Origin of the sequence: Coprobacter secundus subsp. similis (assembly GCF_015097275.1) — a bacterium.
Lineage (GTDB): Bacteria > Bacteroidota > Bacteroidia > Bacteroidales > Coprobacteraceae > Coprobacter > Coprobacter secundus.
The window spans coordinates 1,077,317-1,096,778 of sequence record NZ_AP023322.1 but is presented as its reverse complement, the minus strand read 5'-3'; the positions used below and the strand labels follow the sequence as shown (position 1 = coordinate 1,096,778).

Genomic DNA, 19,462 nt, shown 5'->3' with positions numbered 1-19,462 from the left:
TTTATTATCAGTACTATAATGTCAGATAAGGTATAATCAACTATTACAATTTATAAAATATCAATTACAATCTCTATTTATCATTTAAAATTTGATCTGTATTTAGCTTTAGTTGTTGTCTAAACAAATCATAACTCTTATAGACTCTAACAGAAGCTTTCGATACTTTTATATGATAATATTCATCAAGTTTTAATGGTATTAAGTACATTGCATTATTAATTCTCTTCGTAATAGGACACATCTCCCTATTGGGAATTTTATACGTATCTATAAATCCCCTGTCGATATTTCTCTTTAATAATATGATATTATCGTCCCAGCATTTTGTTTCTTTACCAGGTTTAGGTAATATATTATTACTGGTATATGCCGTCTTCCAAGCCTCATACTCCTTACATAATTTTTCAAAAACAACTTCATTTATTATCGTAAAATCTAAATCACTTTTTTCTGAGAAAATTTTGCCATAATTTGGTGAAGGACTAACTGAGAATCCTGTTTTTGCACTTCCTATAAGTTTTATTGATCCAGATTCAATACTTAACAAATCCGATAGATATTGTATAATCTGTTCATACAGTAAAGGAATATCTTTAAATACAAAAGGAGTATTATTTACAATAACATGTGAGATCAAAGAGTTCTGTTCCAGCCCAATTAATCTCTCATAGCAGACTTTAAATTGCTCTGATGATGTATAAATAGAGCTTATACACATACTTTCTCTACTCATTTTTAAATATCTACTTATATTCATATTAAAAAAAACTTATTTCTTGAATATTTATCATACATATACAAAATATGCTTAACTCTCATTTCGATCTGTATCTTACGATGAGCACTACATATCAATGGTTCTGGATACTTTAATCTAGCTACTATTTCTGCGCATACACGATTTTCCAAAACATTCTCTTTAGTTAGATCATATTTTCCTAATATAGCATCTAATGATTGATATTTTGTTCCATAATATGCTATATTCAAATAAATCAAAGCAATGTGTTTCTTTTCAAATACAGATTTGACATAACAAGCCAAAATAATTTCCTTAATTTTTCTACATATATTATATCTGTAGTCACAAATTACAACTCTCACTAACTGTTGTTCTATGGTACTAGCACCTTCTTTTTTATCATAAAAAATATACTTCAAAATGGATCTAAAAATTGCTATTAGATCAAATCCTATATGATATTTATACCTATGATCTTCAGCCACAATAAGGAAATTGATTAGTTTTTCAGCTGATTCATTAGCTAAATATGATTCTATTTTTACATATTCAATTGGAATTACTCTTCTCAAAACATGTAAATCGTTGCATATTTGTTTTATAAAATTCATTTTGCGTATTTACAATTCTTGTTCGTTTCAAGGATAATTTTCCTTCCATTACTTATTTTCTCATTCTATAAGTGGCACCATTTCATAATTGAAGAAATCAAGGAGCTGATTCACCTTATCAAGGCGCAGCGTATCCTTTTCCTGTTCAAGGTCTCGCACAAAGCGCAATCCTACCCCCGACTTCAACGAAAGTTCTTCTTGCGTCAGATTATACTGCTTTCGCAACATCTTGACCGTAATAGAAAGATTGTTCATAAGCATTCAACGTTTAAAATCCAAGATTTTACAATAAAGGCTACACCTCGGAATAAATCAAACAAGTTTGATTCTTCACTCGGTTTGCACTTCATTTATACCTTTTCGGGTGCAAAGTTAATACAAATATCTCATATTATACCACAAGGGGTTTAAATTATTTCGCTATCAGTATTATTATATCAGATAAGGTATAATAAATGAGGTTCAGAACCGCAAATATCAAACTACCCAAATGCTACTCTACACTTTTTCAAGCGAATAATTCGGTTTCGCTACACTTTTTCCAACGAATCGAATACCCAAAATAATCGGAGCGCAAAAATCTCACCGCAAACCGCAAATATTCCAAGAAAACCACTACTTTTGTATTCAACAAGCGTTCTGTAACATCCATGCGGAAATTCCCTATCGTTCAATACGTTGAATCTGATAACGGACATTCCTCAAAAGGGCTGAAAAGAGGCGATACAACACGTATATGCAAAACAATGAAATACAACGATTTGCATTTGTCCCTACATTCTGTGTACTTGTAAAAACGGAGGTTGTACCAATTAAAATGAATAGTCACTGATAATCAGTGATGTAAATATACTGCATCGGAAAGTAAAATCAATAATGCAAGAGTTTGTGCAGTAAAGAGTAGAAAAGGCGATAAAATGAAAAGTTGAGAAACTAAAAGATATTATGAATGTAAAATATACTTTTTATGTACGATTGTGCACATAAATGTGAATAAAAATCTTCTATTTTGTGAATCATTATTTATGTAAACAAATATTTATGTACAAAAGATTTTTTATATTTATACTGTCAATTTTATTGTTATCATCTGCATATGCACAGAAAATTGAGAATTTGGTGGAGCTTAAGAAGAATTCCCACAATGAAATTTTTCATTATTTGGCTCCGGCCTTATGTGCACCGGTTTATGAAGAACCTGATTATTGGGTATGGGGAAGTTCTGTTGTAAAAGGTGATGATGGAATGTATCATTTATATGTTTCCCGATTTCCTAAGACATTGCCTTTCCATCCTGGATGGATGGTTGCGTCAGAGATTGTTCATGCGGTATCTAAATCTATTACGGGGCCTTATCGATTCAGTGATATTGCATTACCGGCTCGTGGTGCAGAATATTGGGATGGCCGTTCTACCCACAATCCTCGTATTTTACGGTATGGTGGTAAGTATTTCTTAATTTATATGGGCTCAACGCATCCTTTTGTGGAACCTACTTATAATGAATTGACATTGGACAGTCCTTGGTGTACTGTGGCACGGTCCAATAAACGTATTGGTCTGGCTGTATCTGACTCTCCTTATGGTCCATGGAAAAGATTTGATGAACCGTTGTTGACAACAAAACCTGGGACATTTTACAGTTATTTGATTTCAAATCCATCGCCTGTTATAGAAGAAGATGGGTCTGTGACAATTCTGTTTAAGGGGCGTGCATATAGGGAAAATGGTAAATATTCAGATATGTCTCTTGGAATAGCACATGCTCCCAATATTTATGGACCTTATACTGTATTAAATGGTGGACAACCGATTTTTCAGGTTGATGGGCAAGGAGAGGCAGAGGATCCTTTTCTTTGGAAGGATAAGCGGGGATATCATGTCATATTCAAAGACCATGTTGCTAAATATACGGGAGAACGGGGAGGTGGAGCATTGGCTCACTCTACGGATGGTTCACATTGGATGATTGATGCTGATCCAAAAGCTTATTCACGTACTGTGGAGTGGGAAGATGGTACTGTAGAAATGCAAGGTCAATTGGAACGTCCTTTCATCTATTTTGAGGAGGGTAAACCTTGTTGTATTTTTTTCGCGACAATGGATGGTCCCGGAGGTTTTGAGAATGCTTCTCGTTCATGGAATATGGTTATTCCATTTAGGAAATAAAAATGAGGGTGTATCAAAATTCAATTTTTGAAAATATGAACTTATAATTTGAAATTTGAGCATCTTAAAAGACTGAAGAAAAAGGGGCGTATCATTACTCAATACAGAGTTTGATGCGCCCTTTTTAAGTTTTATAGTTACAATCTGTAACTTTTTGGAGTGGACATTTTAGTTTTGATATACCTCCTGTATATAAATATTCATTGAAGACCCGATTTATTTTATCTATTCCTCAATAATTGGGGGAATAGTTCGTTGCAAATAGTTTTAGGCTTAATTGTGTTTGTTTTTTAGAATTGTATTGTTTATAATTTAGATGTTCTTTTATGTAATTATTTGATTTCAAGCAATAATAGTTTGGGTATAAAGATTGTGCCTCCAATCATTTGTTTATATTCAAAATGATTTGTAAATTGTTGATATTTAGTAATATAAAATTGGTTATAGATTTTCCAATTTTTTACTTTAAGCTTTTTCCATCAGAAAAGGCTTTTCCAATTTTCTTTCCAATAGACAGGTAATTGTGGTTACATGGGTCGTAGAGAATGGGTTGTAATTTGAACGGGTCTATTTTCCCTTTTTCGTTTATCACCTCTTCTGTAGCTGAAACATTTACAATTCGACCTATCATATAGTTGCTTCGAGGGTCGTATGAAACAAGCTCACATTCCAATGTCATGGGTAGTTCTTCAATAATAGGAGCATTTACGAATTCTGATTTTATTTCATGAAAACCTGCATTGGCAAATTTGTCCGGTTCTTTGTTCCCGGAAACGATGCCTACATAATCACAGGCTATGACATTATCTACCGTGGCCATACTTACAGTGAAAGCTTTGCTGTCGAGAATGTTCTGTGTGGTCTTGTGTTCTTCAGCAAGGCATATACCAATCATATTATCAGTATAAACACCTCCCCATGCTGCATTCATGGCATTGGGTTTTCCATTTTTGTCGTATGCTGCCACAATAAAGACAGGCATCGGGTATAGCCATGTTTTGTTTCCAAAATTCTTTCTCATTGTATTTTATATTTATTGATTGGAAGACACAAAGTTTTAAATGGTATTGTTCCCTGTTATTGCTATTTTGATTACTCCTTCTAATTTGTTTTCGAAGATATGATAAGCTTTTCCTATTTCATTTAGAGGAAATTTGTGTGTGATAAGTGGGGTGGTATCTATTTTCCCTTCATCTATTAGTTTAAGGATTTCAGCGCAGTCACATCCATCTACTCCACCTGTTTTGAAAGTCAGATTTTTGCCATACATACTTGGTAAAGGCAGTATCTGGGGTTTATCATAAAGTGCAACGATGGTGACGATAGCATTGGGCCGAGCACATTCCCAAGCTAAATGGAATGTATTTTCGGTTCCGGCGACTTCTAATACGACATCGGCTCCACCGTGACTGCTGTTGCTAAGTACAACTTCTTTACAGTTTTGGGGCTCTGTTACCAATACTTCGGGATAATATTTGCGGACAAATAGGATTCTTTCAGGTGACTTTTCACATACAATGATGCGCCGAGGTTTTTTCAGCATAGTACATAATAATGTACAGATTCCGGTAGGGCCGGCCCCGATAATGAGGACTGTGTCATCTTCAGATATTTTGGAGATACGGGTAGCCCAATAACCGGTGGCCAGTATGTCACCGACAAATAGGGCTTGTTCATCGGTGACCGTGTCGGGTATACGATTTAACCCTTGGTTAGCATAGGGGACTCTTACATATTCTGCTTGTCCTCCATCGATAAGGCATCCCAGTGCCCATCCCCCGTTGGGATCGGTACAATTATTTACGTATCCGTGACGACAAAAGAAACATTTGCCACAAAAAGTCTCTACGTTTACAGTGACTCTGTCTCCAGGTTTAACAGAAATAACATCAGGGCCAATTTCTTCTACAATTCCTACCATCTCATGTCCGACGGTTACTCCTTGTATTGCACGGGGTACACTTCCATGTTTGATATGGAGATCACTGGAACAGATGCTACCAAGTGTCACGCGAATTATTGCATCTTGCGGTTCTTTTATCTTTGGTTTGTTTTTTTCTTGCAACTCAAATTTGCCGTTTTCAACGTATGTATATGCTAACATAATGTATCCTCCTTTTTAGACTAATGTTATAGCAAAGATAATAATTTGTTTTCTTTTGATTATTTGATTTTATTATTCATTATTTTTCCTATTTTTGTATTAGGGGGGCAGTTTCTTCTATTTTGTAGGTAGGATAGGGGAAATAAGTATTTGCAATTGGTAAAGATAATAGCCTGTGATTTATGTTTTACTTAGGCGTAAATTGATATTTTAATTTATAAAGATAAGAAAATCAGTAAATTAAAAGGGCGAAAATCGATTGATAAAGAAATGGAGTTTTGAATTTTTATGGTATGCAGAAGTTTATGAGGGTTATATTGTTGATGGTGTGTTTTGTATGTTTAGGGGCATGCAAGATGGGGCTTATGACATATAGAAATGGGTATATACTGGATAATGAGGGGGTGACTGTGGGCAATTATGCAAATGGATATATTTTTGATAATGAGAGGAATATTAGAGGGTATTATTCTAATGGGTATATTTATGATAAAAATTATAATATCATAGGCAATTATGCTAATGGCTATGTAAAAGATGGTAAAATGAAAGAGTTGTTCGAATAAAAAATTTGTAAGGCATGGGGTAAATTGGTATTAGAGATTATAGGTGTATTTTTTCAGTAAATTATTTTGATAAAATCTTTCAATAGGTAATTGTGCTAAAATAAATGCAATTTGCAAATGATGATAATATAAGATAGGTGCGGATAATAAGTCTTTTATAAGTGATAAAGTTTATGTTTTGGGGTATAACATGTGAGACTTTTATCTATAAATATAGATGAGGGTGTCTCAAAATAGAATTGCTAAAGTAAAAATTTTATAGATTGAAACTTAAAAGTAAAAAATCTCCTGATTTTGGCCATATCATTGAGATAAATGAAAGCAAAAGCAGGAGATTTTATATTGCAACTTATAGATTATGAGTAAGTCTATCTATTTTTTCTATTTTGAGACAGCCTCGTTGAGTCATTTCGAAAACCGTGGGTCCCAGGAGGGATGGGCCGGGTCTTCTGCTTTCAAAGCTTCGTCGTAGTCTATACCCAATGCTTCTGCCACCCCTTTTCCATAATCGGGATCAGCATAAGAGCAATTACGCACGTGGCGTTGTTTGATGAATAGTTCACTATCGCCCATTGCCCGAGCTGTATTTTCACAAGTCGTTTTTTGATCTTCTTTTGACATTGATCGCCACAACTTGCCTGGTTGAGTAAAGTAGTCGTTATCATACTCTCTTTCATCATAATTGTATACAGGGCCATTGGTTTTTAGTGGTGGTTCCTTTTTGGATGGGTTATCTTTCCATTCGCCATAGCTGTTAGGTTCATATCCTTTAGTTGCACCATAATTACCATCTGTACGCATTTGACCGTCACGATGATAAGCGTGGAAGGGACAACGAGGTTTATTTACCGGGATTTCATTATGGTTCACACCTAAGCGGTACCGTTGGGCATCTCCATACGAGAATAAGCGTCCTTGTAACATTTTGTCCGGAGAGAAGCCTATGCCTTCTACTACATTCATCGGATTGAATGCTGCTTGTTCTACGTCGGCAAAATAATTTTCAGGGTTACGGTTTAGTTCCAATATACCTACGTCATGTAGGGGAAAGTCTCTGTGATACCATACTTTGGTCAAGTCGAAAGGATTTATTTTATAGGTTTTGGCTTCCTCTTCGGACATAAGTTGTATTTGCATTTTCCATCGGGGAAAATTTCCTTGTTCTATGGCTTCGTGCAGGTCTCTTTGATGGGATTCCCGATCTTTAGAAATGATTGCTTCAGCTTCTGCATCGGTCAAGTTTTTGATTCCTTGTAGAGTGACAAGGTGGAATTTGACCCATGTCCGTTTATTGTCTTTATCATAGAAACTGTAAGTGTGGCTACCAAATCCATGCATATGCCGGTATGAGAAGGGGATACCGCGTGGGCTCATTGTAATAGTAACTTGGTGTAATGCTTCTGGAAGTAAAGTCCAGAAATCCCAATTATTATTGGCACTGCGCATATTGGTATAGGGATCGCGTTTTATGGCGTGGTTTAAATCCGGAAATTTTAGCGGGTCACGGAGAAAAAATACAGGGGTGTTATTTCCTACCAAATCCCAGTTTCCTTCATCGGTATAAAATTTCATGGCAAAACCCCGTATGTCACGTTCTGCATCGGCAGCTCCTCGTTCACCGGCGACAGTAGAAAACCGTACAAAACAGTTGTTTTTTTTTCCTATTTTGGAGAAAATGGAAGCTCTTGTATATTGGGAAATGTCGTTAGTTACCGTGAAAGTACCAAATGCTCCTGAGCCTTTGGCGTGCATGCGGCGTTCGGGAATTACTTCACGATCGAAGTGTGCGAGTTTTTCCATGAACCATGGGTCTTGAAGCATTGCGGGTCCACGGACTCCTGCTGTTTGGATATTCTGATTATCGGCGATAGGTCTGCCGTTTTCAGATGTTAGTTGTTTTTTGTTCATATTTGTTTTTAGGTTGATGATTTGTAAGGTATTAACAATTTAATCCTCGTTAATGTTTGGTGTATATAAAGATTTGTCTATGATTTTTTTAAAAGGGAGAAAGAGGGATGTTGTTATTATAAACAGACTTTACATGTATTGTAGAAATGGAAAAGTTGTAGTGTTTCTTTTGAGGCTTTGGATAGTGGTTTGTAGACAGTAAATCTCTCTGAATATATATTTGGAAAAGCTATTGACGATTACGGTGGTTTATGGGTTGTTTTTATAATAGAAGCGAAAGTTAGAGAACCGTACAGAATAAAACGTTATGATTTGTGATATGATACTGTGTATTTTGTACTGAAGGAAATCATCTATTTGCCGGGGGGGTATTCCTTTTAAAGAAGGGTTCTTTTGACAATAGCCGGGTTGCCGGCAGCAAAACTGTCGTCCGGAATATCTTTTACTACTACACTTCCTGCTCCAATGATACACCGGTTCCCTATAGTTACACCGGGACAGATAACTACACCTCCGCCAATCCAGCAGTCATCACCGATGGAGATAGGCTTTCCGCATTCTACACCTGTCGCCCTTTCTTTGAAGTTGAAGGGATGTACTGGAGCATAAATCTGTACATTGGGGCCGATAAGGAGATTTTTTCCTAATGTTATCGGGGCTGTGTCGAGTATCGTACAACCATAATTGATAAAGCTGTTTTCTCCTCCATAAATCAGAATGCCGTAATCACAGAGAAAAGGTGGTTGTATTGTCAATGATGGATGAGTGTTAGGAAGGAGTTTTCTCAATAGCTCCTTTCTTTCCATACAGTCAGTAAAAGCTTCTTTATTATATTGCTCAACCCATATAAGAGCTTGTTTATGCAATTGCATTAGCTCTTTGTCATAAGGCGAATATACTTCTCCGGCCAACATTTTTTCTTTTTCAGTTTTCATTATAGATATAATAGATGAATAAAGAAATTATTTATTAACTTACACCACAAATTTTAATTGAATTACATCGAAGTAATTCTTTGGGCAAATATATAAAGATTTCTTCATAGTTATTGTCGAGTAATGTACAGAACTCTTTTTTACTGAAAAAGTTTTGAAAATTATGGGCAAAGTAGATAGGAAAAAATTAGAATCTGAGGTTTATAAAATAGTAGGTGAGATACCTTTTGGCAGCGTAGTAACGTATGGGCAACTGGCGCGGTTGGCCGGATTTCCCCAATGTGCACGTATGGTCGGTTATGCTATGGCTCATACTCCTGAAGCGTCAGGTTTGCCATGTCATCGGGTGGTGAACAGCCAAGGGCGCATAGCTCCGAACTGGCCGGAACAGAGGGCTTTGCTTGAGCAGGAGGGAATATGCTTTAGGACAAATGGTTGTGTCGATTTACATAAATATATGTGGAAGGAAATTAGTCATTTGGATGGATAATTTGTTTCTTCATGTTGTTGGCTGTTGCTATACCATATCCGAATAGAGAAAAGTCTGCTAAACATGGGTCTTCGGGAAATATAGAGTACATGTATTCTGTTATTTCGATAGCGGTTTTCATATCAGCGATTTTTCTGTGGGTGATACCCAATTTCAGTGCAGTTTGGTGTACATGGGTGTCTAAGGGTATAATTAAATCAGCGGGCGAAAATTTATCCCATATACCGAAATCTACAAGATTGTCTTTTCGTATCATCCATCTAAGAAACATAGCCAGGCGTTTACAGGCCGATGTCCCTGACAGGACTGGAATCCCTTTAATACCGGCGAATGATGATTGTATTTTTTGAATGGGGTACTTTCCCGGAGAATTACTTATGGCATCTTGTAAGGATTCATATTGTATATAACATTTATATAATCTGTCACATATTTGATATAAATCTTCATATTTGAAAAAACGATAAAAACTGCTTTTGTTATTTTTAAGTGGTTGGAATTTTCGTTCTATTAGAAAATTGTAAGGAGAGCCATTGAACATTTGGTCCAATTCATCTCCTTTTGCAATTATTATTTTGCGGTTGCCATAGGATATCCACGCCGTTAAGAATGCGCTTATTTCGATGTCTTTTATTTGGCTGTACCGATGGGGAAATTGGATAGGGTCAGATAGAATAAAGTCCTTAGTATTATATTGTTTGGCCCATTGCCTGAGCTGTTCTTTTATTTTTCTATGCAATAAAGATGTATTGTCTGTCATGTTTTTTTGATATATATCGTACAAAGATAGGAACTTTTTGATATAAGAGCATGGTTTTTTATAATATACTATTAAGAAAATCAATATTTTATATATATTTGTAAAGTAAAAAAGCATAAGATGAAATATGGTAAAAGTATTGGAAATGATTCGTAAACTGAAATTATGCAGATGCTTGAAAAATAAATTTGAAGAAATAAAAATAATGCAGAAAGTTTGTAATTGTAACAAAGATTGTGGATATATACTTTGTTTAAAAAAGTAAAGAGTTTATTATAAATCATTGGGAATAATGAAGGTTACATCATTCATATTATTAGGATTGATATTTTTTCTGTGTCAAGTCAAAGGTATACATGAAAAACATAGAGAGAACGGTTGGTATTACATTATAGAAGGGCAAGAAGATAGTCTATCTCAGGACCCTATTGTTACGGTAAAAGAATTTGCGGCTGTTCGGTTGGACTCAGTCGGGTATCCGATGAAGTATCAAATAGTAGGTACAATAAGTAAACATAAAGTGGGCAAATGGGCAGACGCAACAGAAAAGGCTATTGGTAAACGTATAGGGTTTGTGTTTGATGACCAACTTATAACAGCCCCTCAAGTAAATATGAGGATTGAAAGTGGAAACTTTGCGATAAGTAATCCATATGGACATGATTTAAAGACTTTATTTCGTCAAATTCGACAAGAAAAAATAGATTCTATTGAAAATTTATTCAAGAGTTGGGATAAGGATTCAGTTTATTATAGGCTTGATAAAAATCAGACAGACTCGATAATTTTAGAAATGGATTATTGGGATGCTTATGCTATAACAAAGGGTTTTAATGTTTCTCAATAAGAAATTTTTATTATTTTAATATTTTACCACCTTTCGAGGTGCCCCATGCCAAGAACATCCGAGACAATAGATTGTAGATAGGTCAAATCCTTCGGTAGATTGATTTGGATTTTTAGGAACGACTTCAAACGAATCGGTAATGTATACGAGCAAAGTGTTTCCTTGGTCATTTTTTACATAAAAAGAAGGAATTTTACATTGTGGGCACAAAAGTTTTCTCATATTAAATTATTTAGTTGTAGACAAAGATACAGTTAAACCTATCAAAAAGTTCATAGTAATGAATATAAAATTTGCGAAATAGGATATATTTTTTTCTGATATCACTATTTTTGTGAAGCAGTATATTGAAATAAAGAATGTATCTATGTATGATGCCCTATTTATTCAAGTTACTTAAGAATAAATAATGAGAAAAATATATAATTTTGAAGAAATAGAAGAATATCCGGTGCGTTTATTTGGGGTGTTGTTATAGGATAAGATATTTTTTAAATCATAAGGTTATATTAAAATAGTAAGCGTTTTTAGTTTTACAGTTTTAAATGATAGGTAATAATGGACAAGATTCTTTTTATTTGGTATCCAGGATGTGATACTTGCCGTAAAGCGAGACGGTGGTTGCAGGAAAATAAAATAGAAGTTATAGAGCGGCATATAGTAGAACAAAATCCGACAGAGCAAGAGTTGGCAGAATGGATTCCGAAAAGTGGGTTGCCTATACGTAAATTTTTTAATACCAGTGGTTTGTTATATAAGTCGATGGCTTTGAAAGATAAGTTGTCAGGGATGAGTGATAGTGAAATCACGAAATTATTAGCTTCGAATGGAATGTTGATTAAACGTCCATTACTGATTGGGAAAGAAGAAGTCTGGGTAGGTTTTAAACCTGATGAATGGAAGGCTTTGTTGTGAGGGGAATTGTAATATTGAAATAGGATGTATAAACTTGCAAAACGAAAGAAATAAATTGGATTTTAAAACAATTTTTTGTTAAAATATGGATATTCGCTTTTGTTTTGTTATATTTGCAATTTAAATTTGAAATAAGTATGTCGAAACAAAAAAATATGTCTACAAATGCTGTTTTATTAATGCATTGTCCCGACCAACCTGGAATTATTGCAGTAGTAACGGACTTTATAAATGTAAATGGAGGTAATATTCTTTATCTTGATCAGCATGTTGACCGGGAAGAACATGTATTTTTTATGAGAGTGGAATGGGATTTGACACATTTCAGTATACCCAAAGAAAAAATTGAAGATTATTTTAATACTCTTTATGGGCAAAAATACAATATGAGTTTTAATCTCTATTTTAGTGATACGATGCCAAGAATGGCAATTTTTGTTTCGAAAATGTCCCATTGTCTATATGATATGTTGGCTCGGTACACAGCTGGGGAATGGAATGTTGAGATACCACTTATTATTAGTAATCATCCAGATTTAGCTACCGTTGCCGAAAGGTTTAATATAGACTATCATATATTCCCGATAAATAAGGAAAATAAAGTAGAACAAGAAGCTGCTGAATTGACCTTGCTTGAAAAGTATAATATTGATTTTATCGTATTGGCTCGATATATGCAGGTTGTTTCTGCAGATTTTATAGGTCATTATCCCAATCGTATAATCAATATTCATCATTCTTTCCTTCCGGCTTTTGTGGGGGCAAAGCCTTATCATGCAGCTTTTGAACGAGGAGTAAAATTAATTGGAGCTACTAGTCATTATGTAACGACAGATTTGGATGCAGGTCCTATTATAGAACAAGATATTACTCGTATTTCTCATAAAGATACGGTATCTAATCTTGTGCACAAAGGTCAAGATTTGGAAAAAATAGTGTTATCTCGGGCTGTGGAGAAACATATTGAAAGAAAGATATTGGTTTATAAAAATAAAACAGTTGTTTTCAATTAAAGGATAGAGCTATAATGCAGGTCGCCATAATAAAATATAATGCCGGAAATATATATTCGGTCGATTGTGCCTTGAAACGGGTAGGGGTAGATGCTGTAATCACTGATGATGAGGAGGTTTTGAAATCTTCTGATAAAATAATATTTCCGGGGGTGGGCGAGGCTGCTTCTACTATGCATTACTTACGGCAAAAGAGTTTGGATAAACTGATAAAAAGTTTCACTCAACCCGTTTTAGGTATATGTATCGGTATGCAGTTGATGTGCCGTCATTCGGAGGAAGGAGATGTCGATTGTCTGAATATATTTGATGTAGATGTAAAGCGTTTCTGTCCGATGAAAAATGAGAAAATTCCGCATATGGGATGGAACAGTATAGAACGTGTCGATAGCCACATGTTTCCGGTGGACCTTGAAGGCAAATATGTATATTTTGTGCATAGTTATTATGTGCCCGAATGCAAATATACGACAGCCGTGACAGATTATATACAACCTTTTAGTGCAGCGCTACACAAGGATAATTTCTATGCGACCCAATTCCATTTAGAAAAAAGCGGCAAGGTTGGCGAAAGTATATTAACCCATTTCTTGAATTTGTAGGAAGATATGATTGAAATAATACCGGCTATAGATATTATTGATGGTAAATGTGTCCGTTTAGCACAGGGAGATTACTCGCGGAAGACGATTTATAATGAAGATCCTCTGGATGTAGCTAAAGCGTTCGAAGACAATGGAATACGTAGGTTACACTTGGTCGATTTGGATGGGGCCAAGGCACAGCATATTGTAAATTATAAAACACTTGATCGCATTGCCGGTCATACATCTTTAATTATTGACTTTGGTGGAGGGTTGAAGTCTGATAAAGATTTGGATATAGCTTTTGATTCTGGGGCATCGATGATTACCGGAGGAAGTATTGCAGTCAGAAGCCGTGAAACTTTTGTTTCTTGGATTGAAAAATATGGCCCTGACCGTATTATATTGGGAGCTGATGTGAGAGATAATAAAATTGCAGTTTCCGGTTGGCTTGAGGCCTCAGATTATGAATTGATACCTTTTGTTTCGGGGTATATGGAATCAGGTATAAATAAGGTAATAACTACAGATATCGGTAGAGACGGAATGTTACAAGGGCCGTCTTTGGATTTGTATAGAAAAATGCTTGTCGCTTTGCCTGATATTTGTTTGATAGCAAGCGGTGGCGTAAGTTCGCTACAAGATATTGAGGAGCTTGAAGGTGCAGGTGTCCAGTCGGTGATATTCGGAAAAGCGATTTATGAAGGACATATACGGCTGAAAGACCTGCAACGCTTTTTCTAAATAAATGAATAATTAAAGAATGTTAGCAAAAAGAATAATACCTTGCTTGGATATAAAAGAGGGGAAAACGGTCAAAGGAATAAACTTTGTTAATTTTAGAGATGCGGGAGACCCGGTAGCCTTAGGCAAGGCATATAGTGAGCAGGGAGCCGATGAGTTGGTGTACCTTGATATTACAGCTTCATATGAAGGGCGTAAAACGTTTACAGAACTGGTTCGTAAAGTAGCAGCAAATGTGAATATTCCTTTTACTGTCGGAGGAGGAATAAATGAGATGTCTGATGTTGACCGTTTATTGAATGCTGGTGCAGATAAGGTATCGTTGAACTCGTCAGCATTGAGAAATCCTCGATTGATTACTGAAATTGCAAAAAATTTCGGGGTTCAGGTTTGTGTTGTCGCAATAGATGCTAACTTTGAAAAGGGAAATTGGTGTTGTTATTTGAATGGGGGGCGTGTTTCTACAGGCAGGGACCTATTTCAGTGGGCAAAGGAGGCACAGGAAAGAGGTGCTGGAGAGATATTGTTTACCAGTATGACTCATGATGGAGTGAAAAATGGTTATGCAAATAGTGCCTTAGCCCAGTTGAACGAAATGCTAAATATCCCGGTAATAGCATCGGGAGGAGCCGGTAAAAAGGAGCATTTTCGAGATGCTTTTGAGATAGGGAAGGCTGATGCAGCCCTTGCCGCCAGTGTGTTTCATTTTGGAGAAATATCTATTGGCGAATTGAAAGAATATCTGGAAAAGGAAAATATATGTATCCGAAAGTAAAATGTAAATAAACGATTTTCATATTTTCGGATTTGATTGATGGAGAAAATAAAGATTATAAAAATGAATATAGATTTTGATAAGATGGGAGGTTTGGTCCCTGCAATAATTCAGGATAGTTATACCTCGAAAGTACTGATGTTAGGATTTATGAATGCAGAGGCTTTGCAAAAAACTCAAGAATTGGGCAAAGTCACATTCTTTAGCCGTACAAAGAATCGTTTATGGACAAAGGGGGAGGAGAGTGGAAATTTCCTTTTGGTGGATTCCATAAAAGAAGATTGTGACCGGGATACCCTTTTGATAAAAGTTCGTCCGGTAGGTCCGGTTTGTCATACGGGCAGTGATACCTGTTTTGATGAAAAGAATGTGGAAGACATCATGTTTTTAAAATATTTGCAGGATTTTATCGATCGTCGCAAGCAAGAAATGCCTGAAGGCTCATACACGACATCTTTATTTAATAAAGGTATTAATCGTATGGCTCAAAAAGTGGGGGAAGAAGCTGTAGAGACTGTTATAGAAGCAACGAACGGTACGGACGACCGGTTGATATACGAAGCATCGGATTTGATATATCACTTGATAGTGTTACTTACATCAAAAGGATATAGAATCGAAGATTTGGCACGGGAATTGCAGTCAAGACATAAAGAATAATCTTGAAATGGAAGAAAAATTGCTGGTACAATATAACAAAGTCGAAGTTTGCCGGAAAGAACTTATTGTCCTTAAAGAGGTAGATTTTAAATTATATGCAGGAGAATTTGTATACTTTATTGGACGAGTCGGGACGGGAAAGAGCAGTCTTTTGAAAACAATGTATGCTGACATTCCCATTTTGGAAGGGGAGGCTTCTGTTTTGGGATATAATATGAAGATGCTGAAAAGAAAAGACATTCCTATGTTGCGCCGGCAAATCGGTATTGTTTTTCAAGATTTTCAGTTATTGACCGATCGTTCGGTAAATGAAAACCTTGAGTTTGTATTAAAAGCGACCGGATGGAAAGATAAAGCTGATATTGCAGAGCGGGTAGAGCAGGTTCTCGTACAGGTAGGGATGCAGAAGAAAGCATATAAAATGCCTCATGAGTTATCGGGAGGTGAACAACAGCGAATTGTTATTGCCCGAGCCTTGTTGAACTCACCACAAATAATTTTGGCCGATGAGCCGACAGGGAATCTTGACCCCCAAACCGGACAACAGATTGTTTCATTATTGCATTCTATTTGCCAGACAGGGACGGCCGTGATTATGACGACTCATAATCATCATTTGGTCGATGAGTTTCCGGGCAGAATTTTGAAATGTGAAAACAAAAAACTTGTAGAAGTCAATAATACAAAAGACTAATATCAACTATTTGTAATTCAGTATAAAAACAATACCTTTGCAGGCAATTTGAAAAAACGTAATTTATAACAGGTAAATATAACAACGTAACAATTTAAAAAACGAAAATGAAAGTTTTAAAATTTGGTGGAACTTCTGTAGGATCAGCACAGAGAATCAAGGATGTTGCCAACCTGATTTGCGATGGAGAGCAAAAGATAGTTGTACTCTCGGCTATGTCGGGAACGACTAATACTCTCGTGGAGATATCAGATTATTTGTATAAGAAAAATTCTGATGGTGCAAATGAGACGATTAATGCACTGGAACGGAAATATGCCGGTGTTATAGATGAACTTTATACGACGGAGGAGTATAAACAGAAAGCTGCTGAAATTGTAAAGACTCATTTTGATTATATCCGTTCTTTTACAAAAGACCTGTTTACCATGTTTGAAGAAAAAGTTGTCCTTTCTCAGGGAGAACTTATTTCTACCGCTATGATGAATTTGTATTTATTAGAGAAAGGGATAAAGTCTGTTCTTATTCCGGCTCTTGATTATATGCGTACCGATAAAAATGCCGAGCCGGATCCTAATTATATCAAGACAAAGTTAAATGATTTGTTGGGGGCAAATAAAGGTGCAGATATATATATAACGCAAGGATATATTTGTCGGAACGCTTACGGTGAAGTTGATAATTTGCAGAGAGGAGGAAGCGATTATTCCGCCTCGTTAGTGGGGGCAGCTATAAAAGCAGAAGAGATACAAATCTGGACAGATATTGATGGTATGCATAATAATGACCCACGTTTTGTAGAGCATACTTCTCCTGTGCGTCAATTACATTTTGAGGAAGCAGCAGAGTTAGCTTATTTTGGAGCTAAGATATTGCATCCGACATGTATTTTACCCGCTAAATTAAATAATATTCCTGTACGTTTGTTGAATACAATGGAACCTAATGCTCCGGGAACACTGATTTATAATCAGACTGAGCAGGGAAAAATTAAGGCTGTTGCAGCCAAAGATGGCATCACAGCTATAAAAATAAAGTCGGGTCGAATGCTTTTGGCTTATGGATTCTTGCGTAAAGTATTTGAAATATTTGAGAGCTACCAAACTGCTATCGATATGGTGACAACTTCGGAAGTAGGTGTTTCTGTTACGATAGACAATACAAAGCATTTGACGGAGATATTGGATGACTTGAAAAAATTTGGCACAGTAACAGTTGATGAAGATATGGTAATCATCTGTGTTGTGGGAGATTTGGAATGGAATAATATAGGATTTGAATCGAATGCGATGGAGGCAATGAAAAATGTGCCGGTACGTATGATATCATACGGAGGGAGCAATTACAATATATCTTTCCTGATAAAAGCAGAAGATAAGAAAAAGGCTTTACAAGCTCTAAGTGATTCTCTTTTTAACAATAAATAATACCAAACACGGGCCTATCATAACCCGTGTTTTTTGATTTTAAAAATTAAAACGACAAGCGATGAAAGGAACGTTTCCTATTGAAAAATTTAGTCATTTGAGCACTCCTTTTTATTACTATGATACCCAATTATTACGAGATACTTTATTTGAAATAAACAAAGAGGCGGGGAGGCATAATTTTCATGTGCACTATGCTGTCAAAGCGAATGCAAATAATCGTATATTATCGATTATTAGAGAAAACGGATTGGGGGCTGATTGTGTAAGCGGAGGTGAAATAAAAGCCGCTTTGAAGGCGGGCTTTCCTGCTGATAAGATTGTATTTGCGGGTGTGGGCAAGGCTGATTGGGAGATAAATTTAGGGTTTGATGCCGGAATTTTTTGTTTTAATGTAGAGTCGGTTCCTGAGTTAGATGTAATAAATGAACTGTCGGCAGCTAAAAATATGGTGGCTCCGATTGCTTTGCGTGTCAATCCGAATATCGATGCACATACACACCATTATATAACGACGGGCTTAAATGAAAATAAATTTGGTATAAGCCTTTCTCATCTTGACCAAGTATTGGATCATTTGTCTGAATTGAAAAATATACGTTTGCTTGGGCTTCATTTTCATATTGGCTCACAGATAACGGATATGGATGCTTTTAAAAGTCTGTGTATACGTATCAATGAAATACAGGAACATCTTTATCAGCGAATGTTGATTGTAGATATAATCAATGTTGGAGGTGGTCTTGGAGTTGACTATGAAAACCCAGATCGTAATTCGATACCGGATTTTCATCACTATTTTGAAACGTTTTATAAACATTTAAAGTTACGTCCTAAACAAAAGCTTCATTTTGAATTGGGGCGGGCAGTCGTTTGTCAGAGTGGTTCATTGATAACCAAAGTCCTTTATGTAAAGGAGGGGGTAAATAAAAAATTTGTAATAGTTGATGCCGGAATGACGGATCTGATACGTCCGGCACTTTATCAGGCTTATCATAAAATAGAGAACATAACGTCTGATAAAATTGAGGAAGAATATGATGTTGTAGGGCCGATATGTGAATCATCGGATTGTTTTGGTAAGATAGTTTCTCTTAATCAAACACAGAGGGGGGATATCATTGCATTACGTTCGGCAGGTGCTTATGGGGAAATCATGGCTTCACAATATAATTGTCGTAGTCTTCCTAAAGCTTATTATTCAGATGATTTGTAATTTCTATAAAAATGAATAATTGGAAGTGAAAAATATATTTTGAATATACCTTATAATTTGTGACTCATGCCAGTATGGTATTAATACAGGCATGTATATTTTCAAATTATAAGGTATTTTGTGTACGAAGGATTCATTAATAGGGCCAGTTTCGTTATGACGTTCGGAACAAATATGCGTTTTTTTTTAAATACTATATTTTTAAAATTTTCTTTCGATATTTCAATTTCATAGTTGTTTCTGTAAACAAAAATTTCTACAATAAGAGTGAATTCATAAATATTTTTTTGTTCTTGATA

At 35.7% G+C, this 19,462-nt stretch carries 22 protein-coding genes; 13 read left to right on the top strand and 9 right to left on the bottom strand.

The genetic code is table 11. The features are described from left to right. Window positions 1-73: 73 nt before the first annotated feature. Genes Cop2CBH44_RS04260 through Cop2CBH44_RS04250 form a run of 3 tightly spaced genes read right to left on the bottom strand, consistent with a single transcriptional unit; the run spans window position 74 to window position 1,611 of the window. Window positions 74-760: a hypothetical protein gene (locus Cop2CBH44_RS04260; protein ID WP_115502972.1), complete on the bottom strand. Its 687-nt coding sequence runs from the start codon at window positions 758-760 to the stop codon at window positions 74-76. After that, window positions 757-1,356 carry a transglycosylase domain-containing protein gene (locus tag Cop2CBH44_RS04255; protein ID WP_200755596.1) on the bottom strand — a complete coding sequence of 200 codons (600 nt, stop codon included), beginning with the start codon at window positions 1,354-1,356 and terminating at the stop codon, window positions 757-759. Before Cop2CBH44_RS04255 ends, Cop2CBH44_RS04260 begins: the two co-directional genes overlap by 4 nt. A 60-nt stretch (window positions 1,357-1,416) precedes the next feature. Continuing rightward, the gene (locus Cop2CBH44_RS04250; RefSeq protein WP_200755595.1) at window positions 1,417-1,611 is read right to left on the bottom strand and encodes a helix-turn-helix transcriptional regulator; all 195 of its coding nucleotides are present in this window, start codon (window positions 1,609-1,611) and stop codon (window positions 1,417-1,419) included. Between the two features lie 786 nt (window positions 1,612-2,397). Here Cop2CBH44_RS04250 and Cop2CBH44_RS04245 point away from each other — a divergent pair. Next, on the top strand, window positions 2,398-3,525 hold the full coding sequence (locus tag Cop2CBH44_RS04245) for a glycoside hydrolase family protein (RefSeq protein WP_200755594.1): 1,128 nt from the start codon (window positions 2,398-2,400) through the stop codon (window positions 3,523-3,525). A gap of 460 nt (window positions 3,526-3,985) precedes the next feature. On the opposite strand, the gene Cop2CBH44_RS04240 is transcribed toward Cop2CBH44_RS04245, so the two are convergent. Further along, window positions 3,986-4,546 carry a flavin reductase family protein gene (locus tag Cop2CBH44_RS04240; protein WP_021930416.1) on the bottom strand — a complete coding sequence of 187 codons (561 nt, stop codon included), beginning with the start codon at window positions 4,544-4,546 and terminating at the stop codon, window positions 3,986-3,988. Window positions 4,547-4,582: 36 nt separating this feature from the next. Next, complete coding sequence (locus Cop2CBH44_RS04235; RefSeq protein WP_200755593.1) at window positions 4,583-5,629, bottom strand: alcohol dehydrogenase; 1,047 nt, start codon at window positions 5,627-5,629, stop codon at window positions 4,583-4,585. Between the two features lie 293 nt (window positions 5,630-5,922). Here Cop2CBH44_RS04235 and Cop2CBH44_RS04230 point away from each other — a divergent pair, with 293 nt between their 5' ends. Next, window positions 5,923-6,195, top strand: a complete 273-nt coding sequence (locus Cop2CBH44_RS04230; protein WP_154668494.1) for a 4-fold beta flower protein — start codon at window positions 5,923-5,925, stop codon at window positions 6,193-6,195. 405 nt (window positions 6,196-6,600) lie between these two features. Here the strand turns inward: Cop2CBH44_RS04230 and Cop2CBH44_RS04225 are convergent, their stop codons facing one another. Then, on the bottom strand, window positions 6,601-8,103 hold the full coding sequence (locus Cop2CBH44_RS04225; protein ID WP_200755592.1) for a catalase: 1,503 nt from the start codon (window positions 8,101-8,103) through the stop codon (window positions 6,601-6,603). A gap of 377 nt (window positions 8,104-8,480) precedes the next feature. After that, window positions 8,481-9,038 (bottom strand): sugar O-acetyltransferase, encoded by a 558-nt coding sequence (locus Cop2CBH44_RS04220; protein WP_055100172.1) that lies wholly within the window; start codon window positions 9,036-9,038, stop codon window positions 8,481-8,483. A gap of 163 nt (window positions 9,039-9,201) precedes the next feature. Between Cop2CBH44_RS04220 and Cop2CBH44_RS04215 the strand changes: the two genes are divergently transcribed. Continuing rightward, window positions 9,202-9,528 carry an MGMT family protein gene (locus Cop2CBH44_RS04215; RefSeq protein WP_021930421.1) on the top strand — a complete coding sequence of 109 codons (327 nt, stop codon included), beginning with the start codon at window positions 9,202-9,204 and terminating at the stop codon, window positions 9,526-9,528. Here Cop2CBH44_RS04215 and Cop2CBH44_RS04210 read toward each other — a convergent pair. Then, on the bottom strand, window positions 9,509-10,288 hold the full coding sequence (locus Cop2CBH44_RS04210; RefSeq protein WP_200755591.1) for a TIGR02757 family protein: 780 nt from the start codon (window positions 10,286-10,288) through the stop codon (window positions 9,509-9,511). The two genes, Cop2CBH44_RS04215 and Cop2CBH44_RS04210, sit on opposite strands and share 20 nt — an antisense overlap. Window positions 10,289-10,580: 292 nt before the next feature. Here Cop2CBH44_RS04210 and Cop2CBH44_RS04205 point away from each other — a divergent pair, with 292 nt between their 5' ends. Beyond that, the gene (locus Cop2CBH44_RS04205) at window positions 10,581-11,135 is read left to right on the top strand and encodes a SecDF P1 head subdomain-containing protein (RefSeq protein ID WP_200755590.1); all 555 of its coding nucleotides are present in this window, start codon (window positions 10,581-10,583) and stop codon (window positions 11,133-11,135) included. 15 nt (window positions 11,136-11,150) lie between these two features. On the opposite strand, the gene Cop2CBH44_RS04200 is transcribed toward Cop2CBH44_RS04205, so the two are convergent. Next, window positions 11,151-11,357, bottom strand: coding sequence for a hypothetical protein (locus Cop2CBH44_RS04200; RefSeq protein ID WP_021930425.1), 207 nt, complete (start codon window positions 11,355-11,357; stop codon window positions 11,151-11,153). A 336-nt stretch (window positions 11,358-11,693) separates the two neighbouring features. On the opposite strand from Cop2CBH44_RS04200, the gene Cop2CBH44_RS04195 reads away from it, so the two are divergent. The 9 genes from Cop2CBH44_RS04195 to lysA all read left to right on the top strand — a co-directional run bounded on the left by Cop2CBH44_RS04195 (window position 11,694) and on the right by lysA (window position 19,163). Beyond that, complete coding sequence (locus Cop2CBH44_RS04195; protein ID WP_021930426.1) at window positions 11,694-12,050, top strand: arsenate reductase family protein; 357 nt, start codon at window positions 11,694-11,696, stop codon at window positions 12,048-12,050. 155 nt (window positions 12,051-12,205) lie between these two features. Next, window positions 12,206-13,063 (top strand): formyltetrahydrofolate deformylase, encoded by an 858-nt coding sequence (purU, locus tag Cop2CBH44_RS04190; RefSeq protein ID WP_055100678.1) that lies wholly within the window; start codon window positions 12,206-12,208, stop codon window positions 13,061-13,063. A gap of 14 nt (window positions 13,064-13,077) precedes the next feature. After that, window positions 13,078-13,665: an imidazole glycerol phosphate synthase subunit HisH gene (hisH, locus tag Cop2CBH44_RS04185; RefSeq protein ID WP_021930428.1), complete on the top strand. Its 588-nt coding sequence runs from the start codon at window positions 13,078-13,080 to the stop codon at window positions 13,663-13,665. A gap of 6 nt (window positions 13,666-13,671) precedes the next feature. Then, window positions 13,672-14,391, top strand: coding sequence for a 1-(5-phosphoribosyl)-5-[(5-phosphoribosylamino)methylideneamino]imidazole-4-carboxamide isomerase (gene hisA, locus Cop2CBH44_RS04180; RefSeq protein WP_021930429.1), 720 nt, complete (start codon window positions 13,672-13,674; stop codon window positions 14,389-14,391). Between the two features lie 19 nt (window positions 14,392-14,410). Further along, window positions 14,411-15,166, top strand: a complete 756-nt coding sequence (hisF, locus tag Cop2CBH44_RS04175) for an imidazole glycerol phosphate synthase subunit HisF (RefSeq protein ID WP_055100187.1) — start codon at window positions 14,411-14,413, stop codon at window positions 15,164-15,166. 63 nt (window positions 15,167-15,229) lie between these two features. Continuing rightward, window positions 15,230-15,826 carry a bifunctional phosphoribosyl-AMP cyclohydrolase/phosphoribosyl-ATP diphosphatase HisIE gene (gene hisIE / locus Cop2CBH44_RS04170; RefSeq protein ID WP_021930431.1) on the top strand — a complete coding sequence of 199 codons (597 nt, stop codon included), beginning with the start codon at window positions 15,230-15,232 and terminating at the stop codon, window positions 15,824-15,826. A 7-nt stretch (window positions 15,827-15,833) separates the two neighbouring features. Then, a complete protein-coding gene (locus Cop2CBH44_RS04165) occupies window positions 15,834-16,520 on the top strand; it encodes a cell division ATP-binding protein FtsE (RefSeq protein ID WP_021930432.1) in 687 nt (228 codons plus the stop codon). A gap of 107 nt (window positions 16,521-16,627) precedes the next feature. Then, window positions 16,628-17,947 (top strand): aspartate kinase, encoded by a 1,320-nt coding sequence (locus Cop2CBH44_RS04160; protein WP_021930433.1) that lies wholly within the window; start codon window positions 16,628-16,630, stop codon window positions 17,945-17,947. 61 nt (window positions 17,948-18,008) lie between these two features. After that, entirely contained in the window at window positions 18,009-19,163 is a 1,155-nt protein-coding gene (gene lysA, locus Cop2CBH44_RS04155; protein WP_200755589.1) for a diaminopimelate decarboxylase, read from the top strand. Window positions 19,164-19,462 lie beyond the last annotated feature (299 nt).